Origin of the sequence: Massilia sp. Root335 (genome assembly GCF_001425685.1) — a bacterium.
In the GTDB taxonomy this organism is placed as follows: Bacteria; Pseudomonadota; Gammaproteobacteria; order Burkholderiales; family Burkholderiaceae_D; genus Telluria; species Telluria luteola.
Genome location: NZ_LMCY01000044.1, coordinates 164,572 through 182,055 on the forward strand (window position 1 = coordinate 164,572; position 17,484 = coordinate 182,055).

General features: G+C 68.9%; 17 protein-coding genes. 7 read left to right on the forward strand and 10 right to left on the reverse strand.

Annotated elements, in window-relative coordinates:
• Positions 1-90 precede the first annotated feature (90 nt).
• The 10 genes from ASC93_RS23175 to rsmB form a co-directional block, all read right to left on the reverse strand.
• Positions 91-1,371 (reverse strand): ABC transporter permease, encoded by a 1,281-nt coding sequence (locus ASC93_RS23175; RefSeq protein ID WP_056448042.1) that lies wholly within the window; start codon positions 1,369-1,371, stop codon positions 91-93.
• Positions 1,372-1,382: 11 nt separating this feature from the next.
• Positions 1,383-2,324, reverse strand: a complete 942-nt coding sequence (locus ASC93_RS23180; RefSeq protein ID WP_056448045.1) for an ABC transporter ATP-binding protein — start codon at positions 2,322-2,324, stop codon at positions 1,383-1,385.
• A gap of 61 nt (positions 2,325-2,385) precedes the next feature.
• Positions 2,386-3,666: an EAL and HDOD domain-containing protein gene (locus tag ASC93_RS23185; protein ID WP_056448048.1), complete on the reverse strand. Its 1,281-nt coding sequence runs from the start codon at positions 3,664-3,666 to the stop codon at positions 2,386-2,388.
• 98 nt (positions 3,667-3,764) lie between these two features.
• A complete protein-coding gene (locus tag ASC93_RS23190; RefSeq protein WP_056448053.1) occupies positions 3,765-4,532 on the reverse strand; it encodes a class II glutamine amidotransferase in 768 nt (255 codons plus the stop codon).
• A gap of 151 nt (positions 4,533-4,683) precedes the next feature.
• Positions 4,684-4,941 (reverse strand): DUF3567 domain-containing protein, encoded by a 258-nt coding sequence (locus ASC93_RS23195; protein ID WP_036235350.1) that lies wholly within the window; start codon positions 4,939-4,941, stop codon positions 4,684-4,686.
• Between the two features lie 168 nt (positions 4,942-5,109).
• The gene (locus ASC93_RS23200; protein ID WP_056448056.1) at positions 5,110-5,514 is read right to left on the reverse strand and encodes a hypothetical protein; all 405 of its coding nucleotides are present in this window, start codon (positions 5,512-5,514) and stop codon (positions 5,110-5,112) included.
• Positions 5,504-6,256: a response regulator gene (locus ASC93_RS23205; RefSeq protein ID WP_056448059.1), complete on the reverse strand. Its 753-nt coding sequence runs from the start codon at positions 6,254-6,256 to the stop codon at positions 5,504-5,506. Before ASC93_RS23205 ends, ASC93_RS23200 begins: the two co-directional genes overlap by 11 nt.
• 92 nt (positions 6,257-6,348) lie before the next feature.
• Positions 6,349-8,637 (reverse strand): ATP-binding protein, encoded by a 2,289-nt coding sequence (locus ASC93_RS23210; RefSeq protein WP_056448063.1) that lies wholly within the window; start codon positions 8,635-8,637, stop codon positions 6,349-6,351.
• Positions 8,638-8,640: 3 nt separating this feature from the next.
• On the reverse strand, positions 8,641-9,204 hold the full coding sequence (locus ASC93_RS23215) for a DUF4390 domain-containing protein (RefSeq protein ID WP_056448066.1): 564 nt from the start codon (positions 9,202-9,204) through the stop codon (positions 8,641-8,643).
• A gap of 37 nt (positions 9,205-9,241) precedes the next feature.
• Entirely contained in the window at positions 9,242-10,537 is a 1,296-nt protein-coding gene (gene rsmB, locus ASC93_RS23220; RefSeq protein ID WP_229412848.1) for a 16S rRNA (cytosine(967)-C(5))-methyltransferase RsmB, read from the reverse strand.
• Positions 10,538-11,096: 559 nt separating this feature from the next.
• On the opposite strand from rsmB, the gene argS reads away from it, so the two are divergent.
• Genes argS through ASC93_RS23255 form a run of 7 tightly spaced genes read left to right on the forward strand, consistent with a single transcriptional unit; the run spans position 11,097 to position 17,361 of the window.
• Positions 11,097-12,809, forward strand: coding sequence for an arginine--tRNA ligase (gene argS / locus ASC93_RS23225; protein WP_056448069.1), 1,713 nt, complete (start codon positions 11,097-11,099; stop codon positions 12,807-12,809).
• Between the two features lie 25 nt (positions 12,810-12,834).
• A complete protein-coding gene (locus tag ASC93_RS23230) occupies positions 12,835-13,527 on the forward strand; it encodes an SPOR domain-containing protein (protein WP_056448072.1) in 693 nt (230 codons plus the stop codon).
• 15 nt (positions 13,528-13,542) lie between these two features.
• Positions 13,543-14,220: a thiol:disulfide interchange protein DsbA/DsbL gene (locus ASC93_RS23235; protein WP_056448075.1), complete on the forward strand. Its 678-nt coding sequence runs from the start codon at positions 13,543-13,545 to the stop codon at positions 14,218-14,220.
• Positions 14,217-15,011 (forward strand): SDR family oxidoreductase, encoded by a 795-nt coding sequence (locus ASC93_RS23240; RefSeq protein WP_056448078.1) that lies wholly within the window; start codon positions 14,217-14,219, stop codon positions 15,009-15,011. Before ASC93_RS23235 ends, ASC93_RS23240 begins: the two co-directional genes overlap by 4 nt.
• Positions 15,008-15,772, forward strand: coding sequence for a biotin--[acetyl-CoA-carboxylase] ligase (locus ASC93_RS23245; RefSeq protein WP_056448081.1), 765 nt, complete (start codon positions 15,008-15,010; stop codon positions 15,770-15,772). Before ASC93_RS23240 ends, ASC93_RS23245 begins: the two co-directional genes overlap by 4 nt.
• 16 nt (positions 15,773-15,788) lie before the next feature.
• Positions 15,789-16,559, forward strand: a complete 771-nt coding sequence (locus ASC93_RS23250; protein ID WP_056448084.1) for a type III pantothenate kinase — start codon at positions 15,789-15,791, stop codon at positions 16,557-16,559.
• Positions 16,560-16,569: 10 nt separating this feature from the next.
• Positions 16,570-17,361: an SPOR domain-containing protein gene (locus ASC93_RS23255; protein ID WP_056448087.1), complete on the forward strand. Its 792-nt coding sequence runs from the start codon at positions 16,570-16,572 to the stop codon at positions 17,359-17,361.
• The last annotated feature ends 123 nt before the right edge of the window (positions 17,362-17,484 follow it).

The window sequence follows — 17,484 nt, forward strand, 5'->3', positions numbered from 1 at the left end:
ACTGCGCGTGGGCTCGGGGAGCCCACCCTACGATTGCCGCAGCCGTAGGGTGGGCACCCTGTGCCCACCATCGTTCGCACATCGCGTACGTTAAACCTGCTCGCGCCGGAACCGCCACACGGCGGCCACGGTGAACACCAGCGCAAAACCGAGCAGCACGGCGATGGCCGGCGCGGCCGCCGCCGCGTCCAGGCCGCGCCACGTCACCGCATCGAGGCCCGCGATGGCCCAGCGCGTCGGCACGACGAGCGTCAGCTGCTGCACCCACGCGGGAAACATGAACGACGGCACCCAGGCGCCGCCCAGCATCACGAGGATGAGCGTCGCGAACATCGCGATGCCGCGCGCCGCTTCCGGCGTCTTCCCGAACGCGGCGATGAGCAGGCCGAAGCCGGCCGTGAGCGCGCCGAAGCCGATCGCCATGCCGAGGAAGCCCGGCACGCTGCTTACCTGCACGTGGAACCCCAGCACCGCCACCACGAAGATGGCGCACAGCAGGCAGGACGCGATGATGGCGGCCGAGGCGGCGCGCGCCAGCACGACCTCGGTCAAGGTGACGGGCGCGGCGAGCAGGCGGTCCCACACGCCGCTGCGGCGCGTCAGCAGCATGCCGATGCCCATGTTCACGCCCATGAACAGGATGAATTGCACGCCCATGCCCGAGAACGAATGCGCGTACGGGTTGTAGCCCTGGGCGACGGGACCGCTCGCCAGGCTCTCGTCGTGCGTCGTGAACGGCATCGACAGGCCGCGCGGCCGGGCGGCGCCGGCGTCCTCCTCGCGCGGCGTGTCCTCGTACTTGCGCACCGCGACGAGCATGTCGCGCAGCGCGGGGTCCTGCACCTTGTTCTCGTCGAGCTGCTGCAGGCTGCGCGCCGTCAGCTTCTTGCCCAGCGGTCCGCCGAACATCTCGGCGCTGACGACCTGCATCACCTGCTGCGTCAGCATGCCCTTCACCATCGCCAGCACGGCCGGCTGCGACGGGTCGTACAGCAAGGGGATGGCCGGCTTGTCCTGGTTCGAGAACATGGCGGTGCCGGCCGCTTCGGCGAAGCCGGCCGGCAGCACGATCGCGACGGCCTGGCTGCCCTTGCGCACGGCATCCCGGGCCTGCGTCATGTCCATCGGCGTTACGTGCAGGTTCGGGTCGGCCTTGAGGCCCGCCGCGATGCGGTTGCCGGCGTCGCTCGTGTCCTGCTGGACGAGGGCCACGTCGATGCCGCTGCCCTTGGCGCTGCCGCCGCCGAACACGGAACCGAAGAACGCGGCGATCACGATGGGCAGCACGAGGTGCATCAGCAGCGCGCGCTTGTCGGAGATGTAGAGGATGAGGTCCTTGCGGACCAGGGCGAAGAAGGCGGTCGTGTTCATCTGGCGTGGTCTCAGTCGCGCAGGGTGCGACCGGTCAGGTCGAGGAAGATGTCTTCGAGGCTGGCGCGCGCGGTGGCGAAGTGCACGGGGCGCTGGCCCTGCCCCTGCAGCCAGCCGAGCAGCGGCACCGCGTCGGCATTGTCGGTGAGGCCGATGTCGAGGGTCGTGCCCTCGCTCGCCAGGGCCGTCACGCCGGCCTGGGAGCGCAGCGCGTCCAGCAGGCCGGCGCCCGCCGGTTGCGCCAGCTCCACGCGCAGCAGGGCCTTCGCGGCGAGCTTGCGGTGCAGCGCGGCCGGGCTGTCGTCGGCCAGCACCTTGCCGTGGTCGATGATGACGATGTGGTCGGCCAGGCGCTCCACCTCTTCCATGTAGTGGCTCGTGTAGATCAGCGCCCGGCCCTGCGCCTGCAGCGCCTCCAGCGTGTCGAAGATGGCATTGCGGCTCTGCGGGTCGACGCCGACCGTGGGCTCGTCGAGGATCAGCAAGTCCGGATCGTGCAGCAGCGCGGCCGCGATGTTCAGGCGGCGCTTCATCCCGCCCGAGAACGTGGCCGGCTTGTCGCGCGCGCGGTCGACGAGGTTCACGAGGCCCAGCACGTGTTCGATGCGCTCGTTCAGCGCCTTGCCCTTCAGGCCGTACAGGGCGCCGAACAAACGCAGGTTCTCGTGCGCCGACAGGTCCTCGTACAGCGCGAGGTCCTGCGGCACGAGGCCGATGCGGCGCTTGACGCCTGCCGCCCCCGTCGTCACCGCCTGGCCGTCCAGCAGCACCTGGCCGGCGTCGGGCCTGAGCAGCCCGCACAGTATCGAGACGGTGGTCGACTTGCCCGCCCCGTTCGGACCGAGCAGGCCGACGGTCTGGCCGGCCAGCACCTGGAACGACACGCCGTCCACGGCGCGCCGGGCGCCGTACGATTTCACGAGACCTTCAACACGCAACAATACATTCGACATGGGGCTCCCGTCGGATCGCATGGCTGGACAGCCGCGCGCGGACGCGCGCGGCGGGAAGACGTCAGATGGCGTAGCGGACGACGGAGTCGGACCACTGGAACGCCGACATCTCGAGCTCGATCATGTCGTCGCCGGAGATCTGCAGCTCCTTCAGCGTGGGCAGCACGAGTTCCGTGTCGTCATCGGCCTGCTCGATGCTCTCGGACAGCTTGAGCAGCTCGCCGAAGAAGCCGGCGCGGCCCAGGAGGGCCTGCCGGACTTCGTCGCTGACCGGGATCTGTTCGACGATGTCGGCCATCGGGATGCCGAACAGGGCGTCCATCAGCGACATGATGCCGACCGTGAAGGCGATGTCGGCGACGGCACGCTGGCCGGGACGCAGGCGCTGGGCCAGCAATTCCATCAGGCGGCCGCGCGTGGTGGCCAGCATCAGCAGGGGCGTCTGGTTGTGGCCGCGCGTGGCCGGTTCCGCGTACAGCATGATCTGCAGCCAGCGCTGCAACTGGCGCCGGCCCAGCACGAGCAGCGCCTGGCTGACGGAATCGATGCGCTGGGCCGCGCCCACGGCCGGCGTGTTCACGAGGCGCAGCAGGTTCAGGGCGAGCGTCACGTCGCGTTTGACGGTCTTTTCGATGACCGCATTGTCCGCGTCCGACATCACCAGGTTCATGAGCTCGACCACCGCGAGCTGCGACGGCGACAGCTTGCGGCCGCCCAGCACGGACGGGCGCGCGAAATAAAAGCCCTGGAAGTAATCGAAGCCCAGGTCCATCGCGGCCTGGTAGGCGTCGCGCGTCTCGACCTTTTCCGCGACCACGGTCTTTTCCATGCCGTGCAGGCGCCGCACGAGGTTCGGCAACTGGGTGGGCGGCACGGTGCGCAGGTCCAGCTTGACGAAGCCGGCCAGCGGCAACAGGCGCTGCAGGCGCAGGCTGTCGCCTTCGATGCCGTCCAGCGCGAAGCGGAAGCCGTGGCCCGCGAGCTCGCGCATGCGCGCCAGCAGGGCGTCGTCCGGCACGACGGTCGGCACGATCTCGAGCACCGTGCGCTCGCGCGGCAGGAAGGCGAAGATGTCGCTGCCGAGGACTTCGGCGTCCACGTTCAGGAAGCAGGCGGCGTCGCCTATCGCGCGCGCAAGCCCCAGCTGGGCCGCGTGGGCGATCACCGCGGCCGTCGCGGTCAGGCCGGTCTCGTCGGCCTCGCCCTGGCGCGCGCTGCGGAACAGGAGTTCATAACCGTACAAGGCCTGGTTGCGGTCGAGCACAGGCTGGCGCCCCAAATAAAAGTCACGCACGCGCAAGGGGTAGTTCGCGTGGTCCAGGCTCGCGGCGGTATCGGTCATCACGGACTCTTGTAGCAATGGAACGTAGCTACTTTAACGCATTCCGCCACCTGGTGACTATTTGAAAATGATTTCCTGTAAAAAACGTATCAGGATGATCACGGCTGCGGCAGGCCGTCCACGAACACCTTGAGTTCGCCCGGCGCGAACTCCGTCCACGTCTCGTTGGTGGTCAACGGGGTCGTGACGATGATCGCCACGCGGTCGTTCGGCGTCGTCACTTGCGAAAAGTCGACGGACAGGTCTTCGTCGGCGAGGCAGGCGGCCGCGAACGGGTAGCGGCGCACGACGTAGCACAGCTTGGTCGAGCAGTGCGCGAACAGCGCCGTGCCGTCGGACAGCATCATGTTGAACGTGCCGTGGCGCGCGATGACGGCGACGAGGTCGGCGATGGCCGCGCGCAGCACGGGCATGGCGGGCGCCTGGTCGCCGAAGCGGTCGCGCAATTGCTGCAGCAGGAAGCAGAAGGCGCGTTCGCTGTCGGTATTGCCGACCGGGCGGTACGGGCCGTCGAGGACGGGGTCGAAAGCCTTGAGGTCGCCGTTGTGGGCGAACACCCAGTAGCGGCCCCACATCTCGCGCACGAACGGATGGCAGTTTTCCAGCGCGACCTTGCCCTGCGTGGCCTTGCGGATGTGGGCGATGACGTTCAGCGACTTGATCGGGTAATGCTTGATCAGTTCGGCGATCGGCGAGGCGATGGCCGCCTGGTGGTCGACGAAATGGCGCACGCCGGCGCCCTCGAAGAAAGCGATGCCCCAGCCGTCATGGTGCGTGTCCGTGCGTCCGCCCCGATGGGCGAAGCCGGTGAAACTAAAAACAATGTCGGTAGGGACATTGCAATTCATGGCGAGCAGCTGACACATGGGTCAAGCTTACCATGTACGGACGCAAAGCCGGTATGGGGAAGATGAGGTAGCGGGAACGGGAAAGAAGATGGTGCCCTGCGTCGCCAGCCCGGAACGGCGCCGCGTCACGCAGGTGCAGTGGCCGGACGAAGGCGCCCGACCGGGACGATCAGTGCAGGACGACCGGTTGGCTCATGAGGGTGTCGTAGGAACCCAGGAAATCGTCGATTTCCTCCATGGTCGGTTCGCTCGCGATCAGGTTGTTGACATCACGCCGGAACGCTTGCGCCAGTTTGCCGCCGATGAACGCTTCGCGCCGGCCGGATTTGTCGACGATCTCGTAGCCGCCGAAGCGCAGGGCCTCGAGGTTGTGATCGACGCCAAATTCGACAACGCTATACTGTTCGCTGTTATAGATCATGTTCATGATGACTCCTTCACTCGATCAGGTGGGTGCAAGGCTGCCGCCCGGCGGCGGACGGCTTACTTTCCGCTTTCTTTCCACTTCAACTACGAGGTGGGGCCACTGGAACCGAATTCAAGAACCTCTACAACTTGTTACGAATTCCACTGTATCGGTCAAGCTGCGGACGATTCAGGCCTTCAGGTCGGAAGTCAGCCGTAACAGCTGATCGTATGGCTCGGACCGCAACCACGATCGCAACTGATCAAGATGCTCGCTGCCGGCGACGCCGATGAAGATACGGCGGGGACGCCGGCGGAGCAGGCGATTCAATGTTACACGCAAAACCAGATTGCCGGTGCAGCACAAGCAACCGGGCGCGATCCGCGCAAGGCTTTGGTCCGGAGCGAGATCATCGAGGGGAGACACGCCGGACGCGAGGCCTTCGAGAATGATGGCCTGCGCGCCTTCGTCATGCATATCGGAAAGGTGAGCGGCGATCGCCGCTTCGCGCGCCCGGGCGCTCAGGCCCGTGACGAGGGTGACGACGACACGCGCATCATCCGCGGCCGTCGCACCGGCGGGATCACTGGGCACTCTTCTTGCCCAGCTTGCCCGGTTCGACCCCGAGCTGCTTGAGCTTGCGGTACAGGTGGGTACGTTCCAGTCCCGTCTTTTCGGCCACGCGCGTCATCGAGCCGCCTTCGCGGCCCAGGTGGTGCTCGAAGTACATACGCTCGAAGGCGTCGCGCGCTTCGCGCAGCGGCAGGTCGAACGACAGCGTATAGCCGTGAGCGTGCGCCTCGCCATTGCTGACGGGGCGGGCCATGCCCATCGACGCGCCCATCGCCCCGCCCTGCGGCTGCGGCGCGTACATCGGTTGCACCGCGGCGCTCGGTTCCGGCAGGGGGGACGAGACCGATGCGGCGGAGGCCATCGGACGCGGCGCGATGGCCGGCGCGCGCGCCACTTCCTGGCCGCGCTGCAGGCCCTGCTGCACGGCTTTCAGCAGCTTTTGCAGGGCGATCGGTTTTTCCAGGAAGTTCAGGGCGCCGATGCGGGTCGCTTCCACGGCGGTGTCGATCGTGGCGTGGCCGGACATCATGATGACCGGCATCGTCAACAGGCCGTCGCGCTGCCATTCCTTGAGCAGCGTGACGCCGTCGGTATCGGGCATCCAGATGTCGAGCAGCACCAGGTCGGGGGCGCCCTGCTGGCGCGCCTGGCGGGCCTGCTGGGCGTTTTCCGCCAGCTGGACCGCGTGTCCCTCGTCGCCAAGGATTTCCGAGAGCAGCTCGCGGATGCCCATTTCATCGTCAACTACGAGTATGTTCGCCATCTTGTTATGCCTTTTTTGATCTGACTCTCTCCATGGAGACGCCGGCCAACCGCTGCCGGGCCCCCTTATACAGCCAAGATTCTATGCGCGATTCACGCTTCGGCCAAGTTCGCCTCTGGCGCTAACTTTAACAGCAAAATCGATACCGAAGCGCCACTTCCGTCGGCGCGGTTGGCGATGTCGATCCGGCCGCCGTGTTCGTCGATGATCTTCTTGACCATCGGCAGGCCCAGGCCGGTGCCGCGCGCTTTCGACGTGACGTACGGTTCGAACGCGCGCGACAGGATCTTCGGCGCGAATCCGGGGCCGTTGTCGACGATCGCCAGGCGCACCGCGGTGCCCGTCCCGCCGTCGGCGCCGACGTAGTGGATGGCCTCCGTGACGATGTCGATGCGCGGCGGGTCGTCGTGCGTGGTGCGGTCGGCCAGCGCGTCCTGCGCGTTCTGCAGCAGGTTGTGGATCACCTGGCGCAGCTGGGTCGTGTCGCCCATCACCCGCGGCAGGCCCGGCTGCAGGGACGGATGGATCACGTCCGAGCCGTCCTCGGATAAATACAGGTTCAGGATTTCTTCGATCAGGTCGTTCAGGTCCAGCGCCGACAGCACGGCCGGGGGCGTGCGCGCATAGTCGCGGAAATCGTCGACCATGCGCTTCATCGCGGACACCTGGCTGACGATGGTGTCGGTGGCCTTGTTGAGGAGCGCGGCGGCGTCCGCATCGACGCGGTCGATCAGCTTCATCTGCAGGCGTTCGGCCGACAGCTGGATCGGCGTGAGCGGGTTCTTGATCTCGTGCGCGAGGCGGCGCGCCACCTCGCCCCAGGCCACCGAGCGCTGGGCCGAAATCACGTCGGAGATGTCGTCGAACACGACGATGAAGCCGCTGCCCGCCCCCACCGGCAGGCGCGAGCCGCGCGCCAGCAGCGTGATGTCGTGGTCGTCGTCGGTGCCGGGACGGCGCGGGATCTCGATCTGCTGCTGCCAGTGCGCGCGCCCTTTCCCGCGGCCCGCGGCGGACTGCGCGCTCTGCGCCGAGAAGGCCCGCGTGACGGCGCCGGCGAAGACTTCCAGCCCGTCGATCTGGTCCAGCGGGCGGCCCGCCAGCGAGGCCACGTCGACCTGCAGGATGCGGTGCACGGCATCGTTGGAGTTGACGACGACGCCGTCGCCGTTCATCACGATCACGCCCGCCGACATATTGGCCAGCACGGATTCCAGGTGGACCTTGGCGCTTTCCAGCGCGGCGCGGTTGCGCTCGACGGCGGAGCGGGCCTCGAACAGCTGGCCCGTCATCGCGTTGAACGATTGCGTGAGCGTGCCCAGTTCGTCGTTCGTCTCGACGATCGGGCGCGGCGACAGGTCGCCCTCGGCCACGGCGCGCGTGCCCTCGGCCAGCACGAGCAGCGGCTGGGCCAGGTTGCCGGCGATGAGGAATGCGGCGCCGATGGCCGAGAAGATCGCCAGCAGCAGGGTCAGCGTGAGCGTGCCGATGTACATCTTGCGCAAGCCCGTGCGCGCGGCGTAGCGCTCCTGGTATTCGCGATACGCGGTGGACAGGACGGCGGCGTTGGACGCCAGGTTGACGGGCACGCCTTGCGTCAATTGCAGGTAGTGCGGCGCCATGCCGGGCGGCTCGGGCACGGCCACCACCACGCGCAGGCGCAGGCCGGTGGCGGCGTCGAGGCCGCTGGGCGGCTCGCCGCGCGCCTCGCGGAAGTCGTCGTCGATGCCGCCTTCCGCACGCGCGTAACCGCCCGGCATCGCGGCCTGCTTGAGCATCTGCGGGGTGGGCAGGTCGGCGGCCAGCACGGCGCGGCGGTCCTCGGTGGCGCCGGCCACGAGCCTGCCGGCGGCATCGATCAGGAGCGCGCTGCGCATCCCGTTGCCCTCGTCGAGCGCACGCACGAGGATGGCCTGCGCATCGCGCTCGCCCTGCCCGGCCAGCGTGGCGGCCACGGTGCCGGCGTTGACGCCCAGGTTGACCAGGGCTTCGTCGAGGGCGGCGCGCGACAGGTTCAGGCCCGAGTCGAGCGCGGCCTCGATCTTGACGTCGAACCACGACTCGATCGAGTGCGAGACGAACTGCACCGAGACCATGAAGACGACGAGCCCGGGCAGGATGCCGATGCCGCCGAACAGGACCATCAGGCGGAGCATCAGGCGCGAACCGAACTTGCCGGCCTTGTAGCGCGAATACAGGCGCCAGAACGCGACCAGCACGAGGATGAACAGCGCGCCGGCCACGCCGAGGATCAGGCCCAGCAGCCAGGTGAAGTCATGGGCGAAGAAGCCCGTGTTGCTGGACGCGGAAGCGAGCAGGAACAGCAGGATCGAGGCGATCGCGCTGCCGATCACCAGGCCGTAGCGCAGGGCCTTGATCACGGCTTACTCCGCACGGTAGGTGAACGTCTTCTTGTGCGAGGCCAGGCGCCAGTCGGAATTGTTGAAGGCGTCGATCTGAAGCGGCTTCAACAGGAATTCGCGGTCCATGAACATGCGCAGCGTGACGTTGTAGACCTCGCCCGGCTTGAGTGCGCCCTTGGGGGCGATCAGCCAGCGGGCCGGGAGGCGGATCGCCCGCAGCGCGTCGTCGAGGGTATCGAAATTCTGCTGGATGCTGCCGGGGGCGGAGACGTGATAGACCCGCAGCAGCACGTCGTAGTTCAGCTTGATCGTGCGGCGCGAGGACACGGCATGGTCGTCGGTCCACCACCAGCGCGGCCGGGTGAGCTCGATCTCGGTGGTGAACGACAGCGCCACGCCGTGCTCGATGGCCTGCTCGAGGCCGGGCGTCAGGTCGAACGAATAGGCGGCCGACAGGCGGTAGCCGTCGTCGGAAGCCTCGATACTGGCGCGGGTGATTTCGATCCCTTCGGCCGCCTGCGCAGTCGCGCATGTCAATGCCAGAAACAGCTGGCAGGCGAGGAGGAGGAAAAATCGTACAGTCACTAGGGGCCAGAGCCTTAAAAAGCGTTGTCGGGGTTACTCACGCTCCGGCCTTGTGGAACAGGGCGTAGAACAGACCGTCATGATCCTGCCCGGCGCCACTTCGAGGAAGCAGTTGGCCCGGCGCATCGAGACGGACCGCATCGTGGCGCGCCGCGAAGGCGGCGGCCTGCGCTTCCGATTCCTGCGGCCAGAGCGAACATGTCACGAACAGCAATTTACCATCGGGCCGCAGCATCTGCCAAAGATTGTCGAGTATTTTGGTGGAAAGTGTTGCAAGTTGGTGGGTGTCACTCTTGCGGCGCAACCAGCGGATATCCGGGTGGCGGCGCACGATGCCGGAGGCCGTGCACGGCACGTCGGCGAGGATGCGATCGTACAGGCCGCCGTCCCACCAATCCGTGGCTTCGGCCGCGCCCGCCTTGACGGTCGCATGCAGGCCGAGGCGCTGCAGGTTCTGGTCGACGCGGACGAGGCGGCGCGCGTCGACATCCAGCGCCGTCAGGTCGACGTCGGCCGTTTCCAGGATGTGGCCGCTCTTGCCGCCGGGGGCCGCGCACGCGTCCAGCACGCGCATGCCGTCACGCACGTCGAGCAGCGGCGCGGCCAGCTGGGCGCCCGCATCCTGCACCGAGACGAGGCCGTCGGCAAAGCCGGGGATCTGCGTCACGCCCACCGCCTGCGCCAGGCGCACGGCGCTCGGCCCGACCTGCTCCGCGTCCATGCCGGCCGCGGCCAGCAGCTTCAGGTACGTGTCGACGTCGGTCTTGCGGCGATTCACGCGCAGGGTCAGCGGCGGCTGGCGGTTGCCGGCCATGAGGATCTCCTGCCAGTCGCCCGGATACGCGATGCGCACGGCGTCGATCCACCATTGCGGGTAATTCCACTGCGCGACGGGCTCGCGCAGGGCGCTGGCCACCACGTCCTCGCGCTCGCGCAGGAAGCGGCGCAGCACGGCGTTCACCATCGCCTTGGCGTGCGCGAAATCCGGATGCGCGGCGGCCGCGCGGACGGCCTGGTCGACGACCGTGAAGGCGTCGTACGGCGGCTCGGTGCCCGCGGGCGGATCGAGCAGCGCCAGCGCGCACTCCAGCAGGCCGGCCAGCATCGGCGGCTCGGGCGCCTTGCTCGTCATCAGCCCCAACAGGGTGCCGCTGCGCCCCAGCTGGCGCATGGCGCGGTAGGCGATGTCCTGCATGGCGCCGCGCGCCTGCGGCGGCGCGTCCCAGGCCTGGAACACGTCGGCCAGCGCCTGCGGCAGCGCCATGCCGGCGCGCACGCGCGCCAGGCCGCTCGCCGCGCCCAGCAGGGCGAACGCAAGGGAATCGTCGCGCAGGTCGGGCCGGTAATCGAGCTGGGCATGGACCTTGACCTCGTGGCTGTGGCGCAGGCGCGGGCCCGGCTCTTCCTGCGGACGCGGCGGCGCAACGGCGACATCGCGCGGCGCCGGTTCGACGCGCGGCGGGCGATTCTCCACAGCGCGCGGCGGCGCACCGCCAGGGCCGCGCGGCGCGCTGTCGCGCGCGCCTTCGCGCCGCTGGTCGCGGCCCGGATCGCGTCCGCCGGTCGCGGCGGGGCCGGCCTTGGGGCTGCGCGGACCGGTCCCTTTCCCCGCCTGCGGGCCACCCGGCCGGACCGGACCGGCCTTCTTGCCGCCGGTGCGGCCGCCGGCCTTGGGTTTGAGGGTGAGCGTCGGGCGCTTTTCGGTCATGGCAATCGATCAATGCATAAAGACGCACATTGTAACGGTTACGCGTTGCGCAGGCTTAAGCGAGGCTTGCGCCGGCGCCCTTGGGTGGTATTGCGCGTTGCGTCAAACCAGTATAATGATTGCTTAGCCTGCCCGTGGCCATGCCACCGTGCCGCACCGACCATTATATTTTCGACCACAGTTCATGCTCGCCCAACAAAAACAAGAGATCGTCGCCCTGTTCCAGGCCGCGCTGGCCCCCATCGTTGCGGGCAGCGACCTCGCGCCCAACGTCGTTCTCGAACGCCCGCGCGATCCGTCGCACGGCGACATCGCCTGCAACATCGCCATGCAACTGGCAAAGCCGCTCAAGACCAACCCGCGCGAGCTGGCCACCCGCCTCGTCGCCGCGCTGCTGGCCGAGCCGAAGGCGGCGGGCCTGATCGAAGCGGCCGACGTGGCCGGCCCCGGTTTCATCAACCTGCGCGTGGCCGCGAGCGCCAAGCAGTCCGTCGTCGCCACCGTCCTGCGCGAGGGCGACGCGTTCGGCCGCGGCGAGTCCGGCAACGAGCGCCACGTGATCATCGAATTCGTGTCGGCCAACCCGACCGGCCCCCTGCACGTCGGCCACGGCCGCCAGGCGGCGCTGGGCGACGCGATGTCGGCGCTGTTCGAATCGCAGGGCCACCAGGTCACGCGCGAGTTCTATTACAACGACGCCGGCGTGCAGATCCTGACCCTGGCCAACTCGGTCCAGGCGCGGGCGCGCGGCCTCAAGCCGGGCGACACCGAATGGCCGGAGTCGGCCTACAACGGCGACTACATCCAGGACATCGCCGACGACTTCCTCGCCAAAAAGACCGTGTCGGCCAGCGACGGCCAGCCGGCCACCGCCAGCGGCGACACGAACGACATCGAATCGATCCGCCGCTTCGCCGTCACCTACCTGCGCAACGAGCAGGACCAGGACCTGCAGGCGTTCGGCGTCAAGTTCGACAATTACTACCTCGAGTCCTCGCTGTACACGGACGGCAAGGTCGAGGCGGCCGTGCAGGCCCTGGTCGACGCCGGCGTGACCTACGAACAGGACGGCGCGCTGTGGCTCAAGACGACGGACTACGGCGACGACAAGGACCGCGTGATGCGCAAGTCGGACGGCACGTACACGTACTTCGTGCCGGACGTGGCGTACCACATCCAGAAGTTCAAGCGCGGCTTCGACCAGGCCATCAACATCCAGGGCAGCGACCACCACGGCACCATCGCCCGCGTGCGCGCCGGCCTGCAGGCGGTGAACATCGGCATCCCGCGAGGCTATCCCGACTACGTGCTGCACAAGATGGTCACCGTCATGAAGAACGGCGAAGAGGTCAAGATCTCCAAGCGCGCCGGTTCGTACGTGACCGTGCGCGACCTGATCGAATGGTCGGGCAACGGCGACGTGACCCGCGGCCGCGACGCCGTGCGCTTCTTCCTCATCTCGCGCAAGGCCGACACGGAGTTCGTGTTCGACGTCGACGTCGCCCTCGCGACCAACGACGAGAACCCCGTCTACTACGTGCAGTACGCCCACGCGCGCATCTGCTCGGCCCTCGCGAACTGGGGCGGCGACGTCGCCCGGCTGGCGAACGCCGACCTGTCGCCGCTGACGAATTCGCACGAATCCGGCCTGCTGGCCAAGCTGGCGGACTATCCCGAGATGCTGCAGCGCGCGCTCGTCGAGCTGGGCCCGCACCAGGTCGCGTTCTACCTGCGCGACCTGGCCGGCGAACTGCATAGCTATTACTTCGCCCACAAATGGCTGCTCGACGACGACGAGCCGACGAAGCTTGCGCGCCTCGCGCTGGCGGCCGCCATCCGCCAGGTGCTGCGCAACGGCCTGGCCCTGATCGGCGTCTCGGCGCCGGAGAAGATGTAAGCGTTCCAACCTAGACCCGCACTACATGACCGCCGTATTCCGTAATCGACAGCTCCAATCCTTCGCGCGCCAGCGGGGCAGCACGCTCACTGGCCTCATCATCGGCCTGATCGTCGGCCTGGGTATCGCGGTCGCGGTCGCGCTCACGATCACCAAGGGCGCCTCGCCGTTCACCGACAAGACGGTCAAGGCCGGCCGCCCGGCCGATCCGGCGCCGGGCCAGGCCCAGGATCCGAACAAGCCGATGTACGCCAACCGCGACGCCGCGCGCGAGGCGAACAAGGAGATTTCGGAAAAGGCGGCCGCGCGGGCGAACGGCGGCACCGCCGCCCCCGCCGAGACCAGGCCGGCCGAGCCCGATCCGCTGGGCCAGGCGATCGCCGCGATGAAGGAGACGGCACCGGCCCGGCCGGAACCGAAACCCGAGACGCGCGTCGCCTCGGCCGCACCGGCCGCCGCCGGCGCCACGGGCGCCACCGGCGAATATGTGTACTACCTGCAGGCCGGCGCGTTCCGCGGCTTGCCGGACGCCGAAGCGACGCGCGCCAAGCTGGCGTTGCTCGGCTTCGAGGCGACGATCAGCGACCGCGCGAGCGACAGCGGCGTGCTGCACCGCGTGCGCCTGGGCCCGTACAACCAGGTCGAAACCATGAACAAGGCGCGCGCCAAACTGCTCGACAGCGGCGTCGTCGTCGACATCGTGCGCAACCAGCGCTGATCCCGGGAGACCCGCATGCGCCTGCCGCGCCGCCTGTTCTGCACCGCCCTCCTCGGCCTCGCGGCCGGCTTGCATGCCGCGTCGGCGCTGGCCGCCGACCCGCAAGCGGGCGCGCAATACCTCGTGCTCCCCTCGCCGCAGCCGACCGACACCGGTAAAAAAATCGAAGTCATCGAGTTCTTCGCCTACTACTGCCCGCACTGCTACGCCTTCGAACCGGCGCTGGAATCATGGGTCAAGAAAGAGGGCGACGACATCGTGTTCAAGCGCGTGCACGTGCCGCGCGACGCCAGCGTGCTGCCGCAGCAGCGCCTGTTCTACACGCTGGACGCGATGGGCCTCCTGAGCCAGTACCACCAGAAGGTGTTCGACGCCATGCACCAGCAGCACCTGCGCCTGTCCAGCGACGAGCAGGTGTTCGACTGGGCGGCGCAAAACGGCATCGACCGCGCGAAGTTCATCGACACCTACCGCTCCTTCGGCATCCAGGCGAAGCTGCGCCGCGCGGCCGCGATGATGGATGCGTACGGCGTCGACCGCTGGCCGCTCGTCGTCATCGACGGCCGCTTCGTCACGTCGCCCTCGCACGCGGGCGCGGGCGCGCCCGAGGGCACCACGGAAGCCCAGCAACAGCAGACGGCCTTGCAGGTGATGGACTTCCTCGTCACGAAAGCGAAAGCGGACAAGCGATGACCGCGGCGCGGGGCCGCCGGCTGCGCGTGTTCGTCACCGGCGCATCCAGCGGCATCGGCGCGGCCCTGGCACGCGAGTATGCGGCGCGCGGCGCGGTCCTCGGCCTGCTCGGCCGCCGCGGCGATGCCCTGCGCGAGCTCGCCGCCACGCTGCCCTCATCCAGCGACCACCACATCTACGCCGTCGACGTGACGGACCACGCGGCCCTGGCGGGCGCCGCATCCGACTTCATCGCGCGCGAAGGCGGCGCCGACATCGTGATCGCCGGCGCCGGCGTCTCGGCCGGCACGCTGACCGAGCGGCCGGGCGATCTGTCCCGGTTCGCCGAGATCTTCGCCATCAACGTCACGGCCACCGTCGCCACCTTCGCACCGTTCATCGCGCCGATGAAGCAAGGCACGGGTACGCGCCGCCTCGTCGCGATCGGCAGCGTGGCGGGCATCCGCGGCATGAAAGGCGCGGGCGCCTATTGCGCGTCGAAGTCGGCCGTGCACACGTATGCGGAATCGCTCCGCCTCGAACTCCAACCCCACGGTATCCGGGTCGTGACCATCGCGCCCGGCTACGTCGATACGCCGATGACCCGCCTGAACCGTTTTCCGATGCCCTTCCTGATGCCCGCCGACCGTTTCGCGGCCGCGGCCGCGCGCGCCATCGACGCGGGCCGCAGCTACCGCGTGATCCCCTGGCCGATGGGAATCGTGGCGAAACTCCTGCGCCTGCTGCCCAACGTCCTGTTCGACGCCCTGTTCGTGCATGCGCCGCAGAAGGCGGGCAAGGTGGCGCCATGAACGCCGAGCGCATCGTGCAACTGTCACGCGCCGGCGTCGCCGTCGAGGTGGTCGCGCAAACCGGATCGACGAACGCCGACCTGCTGGCGCGCGCGCCGCAGCTGGCGGCGCCGGTGCTGCTGGTCGCGGAACACCAAACGGCCGGGCGCGGCCGCGCGGGCCGCAGCTGGCTGTCCGAGCCGGGGAACTCGCTGACGTTCTCGCTGGCCTGGCGCTTCGCCGACGGCCTGCGCGGCCTGGCCGGCCTGCCGCTCGCGATCGGGGTCGCGCTGGCGGAAACGCTGGGCCGCCTCGGCCAGCCGGTGCAGCTGAAATGGCCGAACGACGTGCTCAAGGATGGCGACAAGCTGGCCGGCATCCTCGTCGAGACCCAGGCGCTGCCGGACGGCGCGGCCTGGACCATCGTCGGCATCGGCTTGAACCTCGTGATGCCGGACGCACTCGAAGAAAAGATCGGACGCAGCGTCGCCGCGATGCCGTGGCTCGCGCGCATGGACCGCGACGCACTGCTGGCCGCGCTGCTCGACGGCCTGGCCGACGCGCTGTCCCTGTTTGCGCGCCAGGGCTTTGCCGCGTTCGCCGCGCGCTGGAATGTGCTGCACGCGTGGCAGGGGCGGCCGGTCGTCCTGCTCGACCGGGGCGAGATCCAGCACGAGGGCCTTGCCGCCGGCGTGGACGACACGGGCCGCCTGCTGCTCGACACGGCGGGCGGGCGCATCGCGATCGTCGCGGGCGACGTGTCGCTGCGCACCAGGGATTGATCTTCGGGAGACCACCATGCTGCTGCTCGTCGACGCGGGAAACACGAGAATCAAATGGGCCATCGCGGCGCTCGATGCGCTGCCTGGCGACTGGACCGCGCACGGCGCCGTGCCGCACGCGGAACTCGACCGCCTGCAGGCCGCCTGGGCCGGCCACGGGCTCACGCGCGCCGTCGTCTCGAACGTGGCGGGCCACGCGATGCAGGCGCAGCTGACGGCGCTCCTCGCCCCGCTGCTGCCGGCCGCGCCGGACTGGTTCACGTCGCGCGCCGAATTGAACGGCCTGCGCAACCGCTACCGCAATCCGGCGCAACTGGGCAGCGATCGCTTCGCCGCCGCGCTCGGCGCACGTTGCCTCGCCCCCGGCCAGGCCCTCGTCGTGGCCACGTGCGGCACCGCGACGACGGTCGACGCCGTGACTGCCGCCGGCGACTTCGTCGGTGGGATGATCCTGCCGGGCCTGGGCCTGATGCTGGGCGCGCTGGCGCGCGGCACGGCCCAGTTGCCGCAGGTGGCGCCCGGTGCCGGCGCGTATGCCGCGCCCCCGACGTTCGCCGACCACACGAGCGACGCCATCCTGTCCGGCTGCCTGGCCGCGCAGGCGGGCGCGATCGAACGCGCCTGCGCCGCCCTGCCGGCCGATCTGTGCATCGTCTCCGGCGGCGCGGCGGCCAGCGTGGCCCCGCTGCTGTCCGTTCCCCACTGGATGCTGGATAATATCGTGCTGGTGGGCCTGCATGCGGCCGCACCGCTGCTCGCTTCCGACCCCGACCCCGCATCTGCTTGAGGACACGCTCGTGCTACGACTCGCCTTCTGGTCCCTGCTGTTCCTGAACGCCGCCCTGTTCGCGTATGCCCAGGGCCTGTTCGGCACCGGCAAGAGCAATGAACACGAACCGGCGCGCCTCAAGCGCCAGTTCAACACGGCCAAGATGACGCTGCTGACGCGCGAACAGGCCGAAGCCGCCGCGAAGGCCGCCGCGCCGCCGCCGGGTGGCGACGAGGCCGATGGCGCGGCAGCGGCAAGCGCGGCGACGAGCGCGCCTGCAGCCGCCGCAACCGCCGCGAAAGCGCCAGCCACCACGCCCGCTGCTGCGGCCGCTGCCGCGGCCGCCCCCGCGCCCGCCTTCGCCTGCACGGAAATCGGCCCGCTCGACGCGGGCGACGCGCGCCGTTTCGACGCGCGCCTGGCCGCGCTCGACCTCGGCGACCGCCAGTCGCGCCAGGCCGTCCAGGCCCAGGACGTGACCAGCTGGCTCGTGCACATCCCGTCCCAGGGCAGCAAGGAAGCGGCCGACAAGAAGGCCGCGGAGCTGCGCAACCTGGGCGTGACCAATTTCTACATCATGCAGGCCGATTCCCCGCTCAAGTACGCGATCTCGCTCGGCGTGTTCAAGACCGAAAGCAGCGCCCAGGCCATGCTCGCCCAACTGGGCAAACAGGGCGTGCACACGGCGCGCATCGCCCCGCGCGGACCGCAGACCACGCACTACGTCTATCGCGTGCGCAGCCTCGACGCCGCGACCCGCAAGCGCATCGAAGGCTACGCGGAACGCTACGACGGCGCCGACGTCAAGAGTTGCAACTGAGCCGGCGTCGCGCCAGCAAGCGTTGATCGTTCGCCTCGGACCTGGGCGCCTTTCCCGAAAAGCAGATCGATACCCTGATCCCGCTGGTCAAGGACATCATGGCGCGCCACCACATCGATTTCA

Bases quoted from the DNA above. Each gene is read 5' to 3' on its own strand.
- ASC93_RS23230 (WP_056448072.1), top strand. From the start codon at position 12,835: ATGACCGCCGTATTCCGTAATCGACAGCTCCAATCCTTCGCGCGCCAG.
- ASC93_RS23185 (WP_056448048.1), bottom strand. From the start codon at position 3,666: ATGACCGATACCGCCGCGAGCCTGGACCACGCGAACTACCCCTTGCGC.
- ASC93_RS23180 (WP_056448045.1), bottom strand. From the start codon at position 2,324: ATGTCGAATGTATTGTTGCGTGTTGAAGGTCTCGTGAAATCGTACGGC.
- ASC93_RS23190 (WP_056448053.1), bottom strand. From the start codon at position 4,532: ATGTGTCAGCTGCTCGCCATGAATTGCAATGTCCCTACCGACATTGTT.
- ASC93_RS23240 (WP_056448078.1), top strand. From the start codon at position 14,217: ATGACCGCGGCGCGGGGCCGCCGGCTGCGCGTGTTCGTCACCGGCGCA.
- ASC93_RS23235 (WP_056448075.1), top strand. From the start codon at position 13,543: ATGCGCCTGCCGCGCCGCCTGTTCTGCACCGCCCTCCTCGGCCTCGCG.
- ASC93_RS23250 (WP_056448084.1), top strand. From the start codon at position 15,789: ATGCTGCTGCTCGTCGACGCGGGAAACACGAGAATCAAATGGGCCATC.
- ASC93_RS23195 (WP_036235350.1), bottom strand. From the start codon at position 4,941: ATGAACATGATCTATAACAGCGAACAGTATAGCGTTGTCGAATTTGGC.
- argS (WP_056448069.1), top strand. From the start codon at position 11,097: ATGCTCGCCCAACAAAAACAAGAGATCGTCGCCCTGTTCCAGGCCGCG.
- ASC93_RS23245 (WP_056448081.1), top strand. From the start codon at position 15,008: ATGAACGCCGAGCGCATCGTGCAACTGTCACGCGCCGGCGTCGCCGTC.
- ASC93_RS23205 (WP_056448059.1), bottom strand. From the start codon at position 6,256: ATGGCGAACATACTCGTAGTTGACGATGAAATGGGCATCCGCGAGCTG.
- ASC93_RS23175 (WP_056448042.1), bottom strand. From the start codon at position 1,371: ATGAACACGACCGCCTTCTTCGCCCTGGTCCGCAAGGACCTCATCCTC.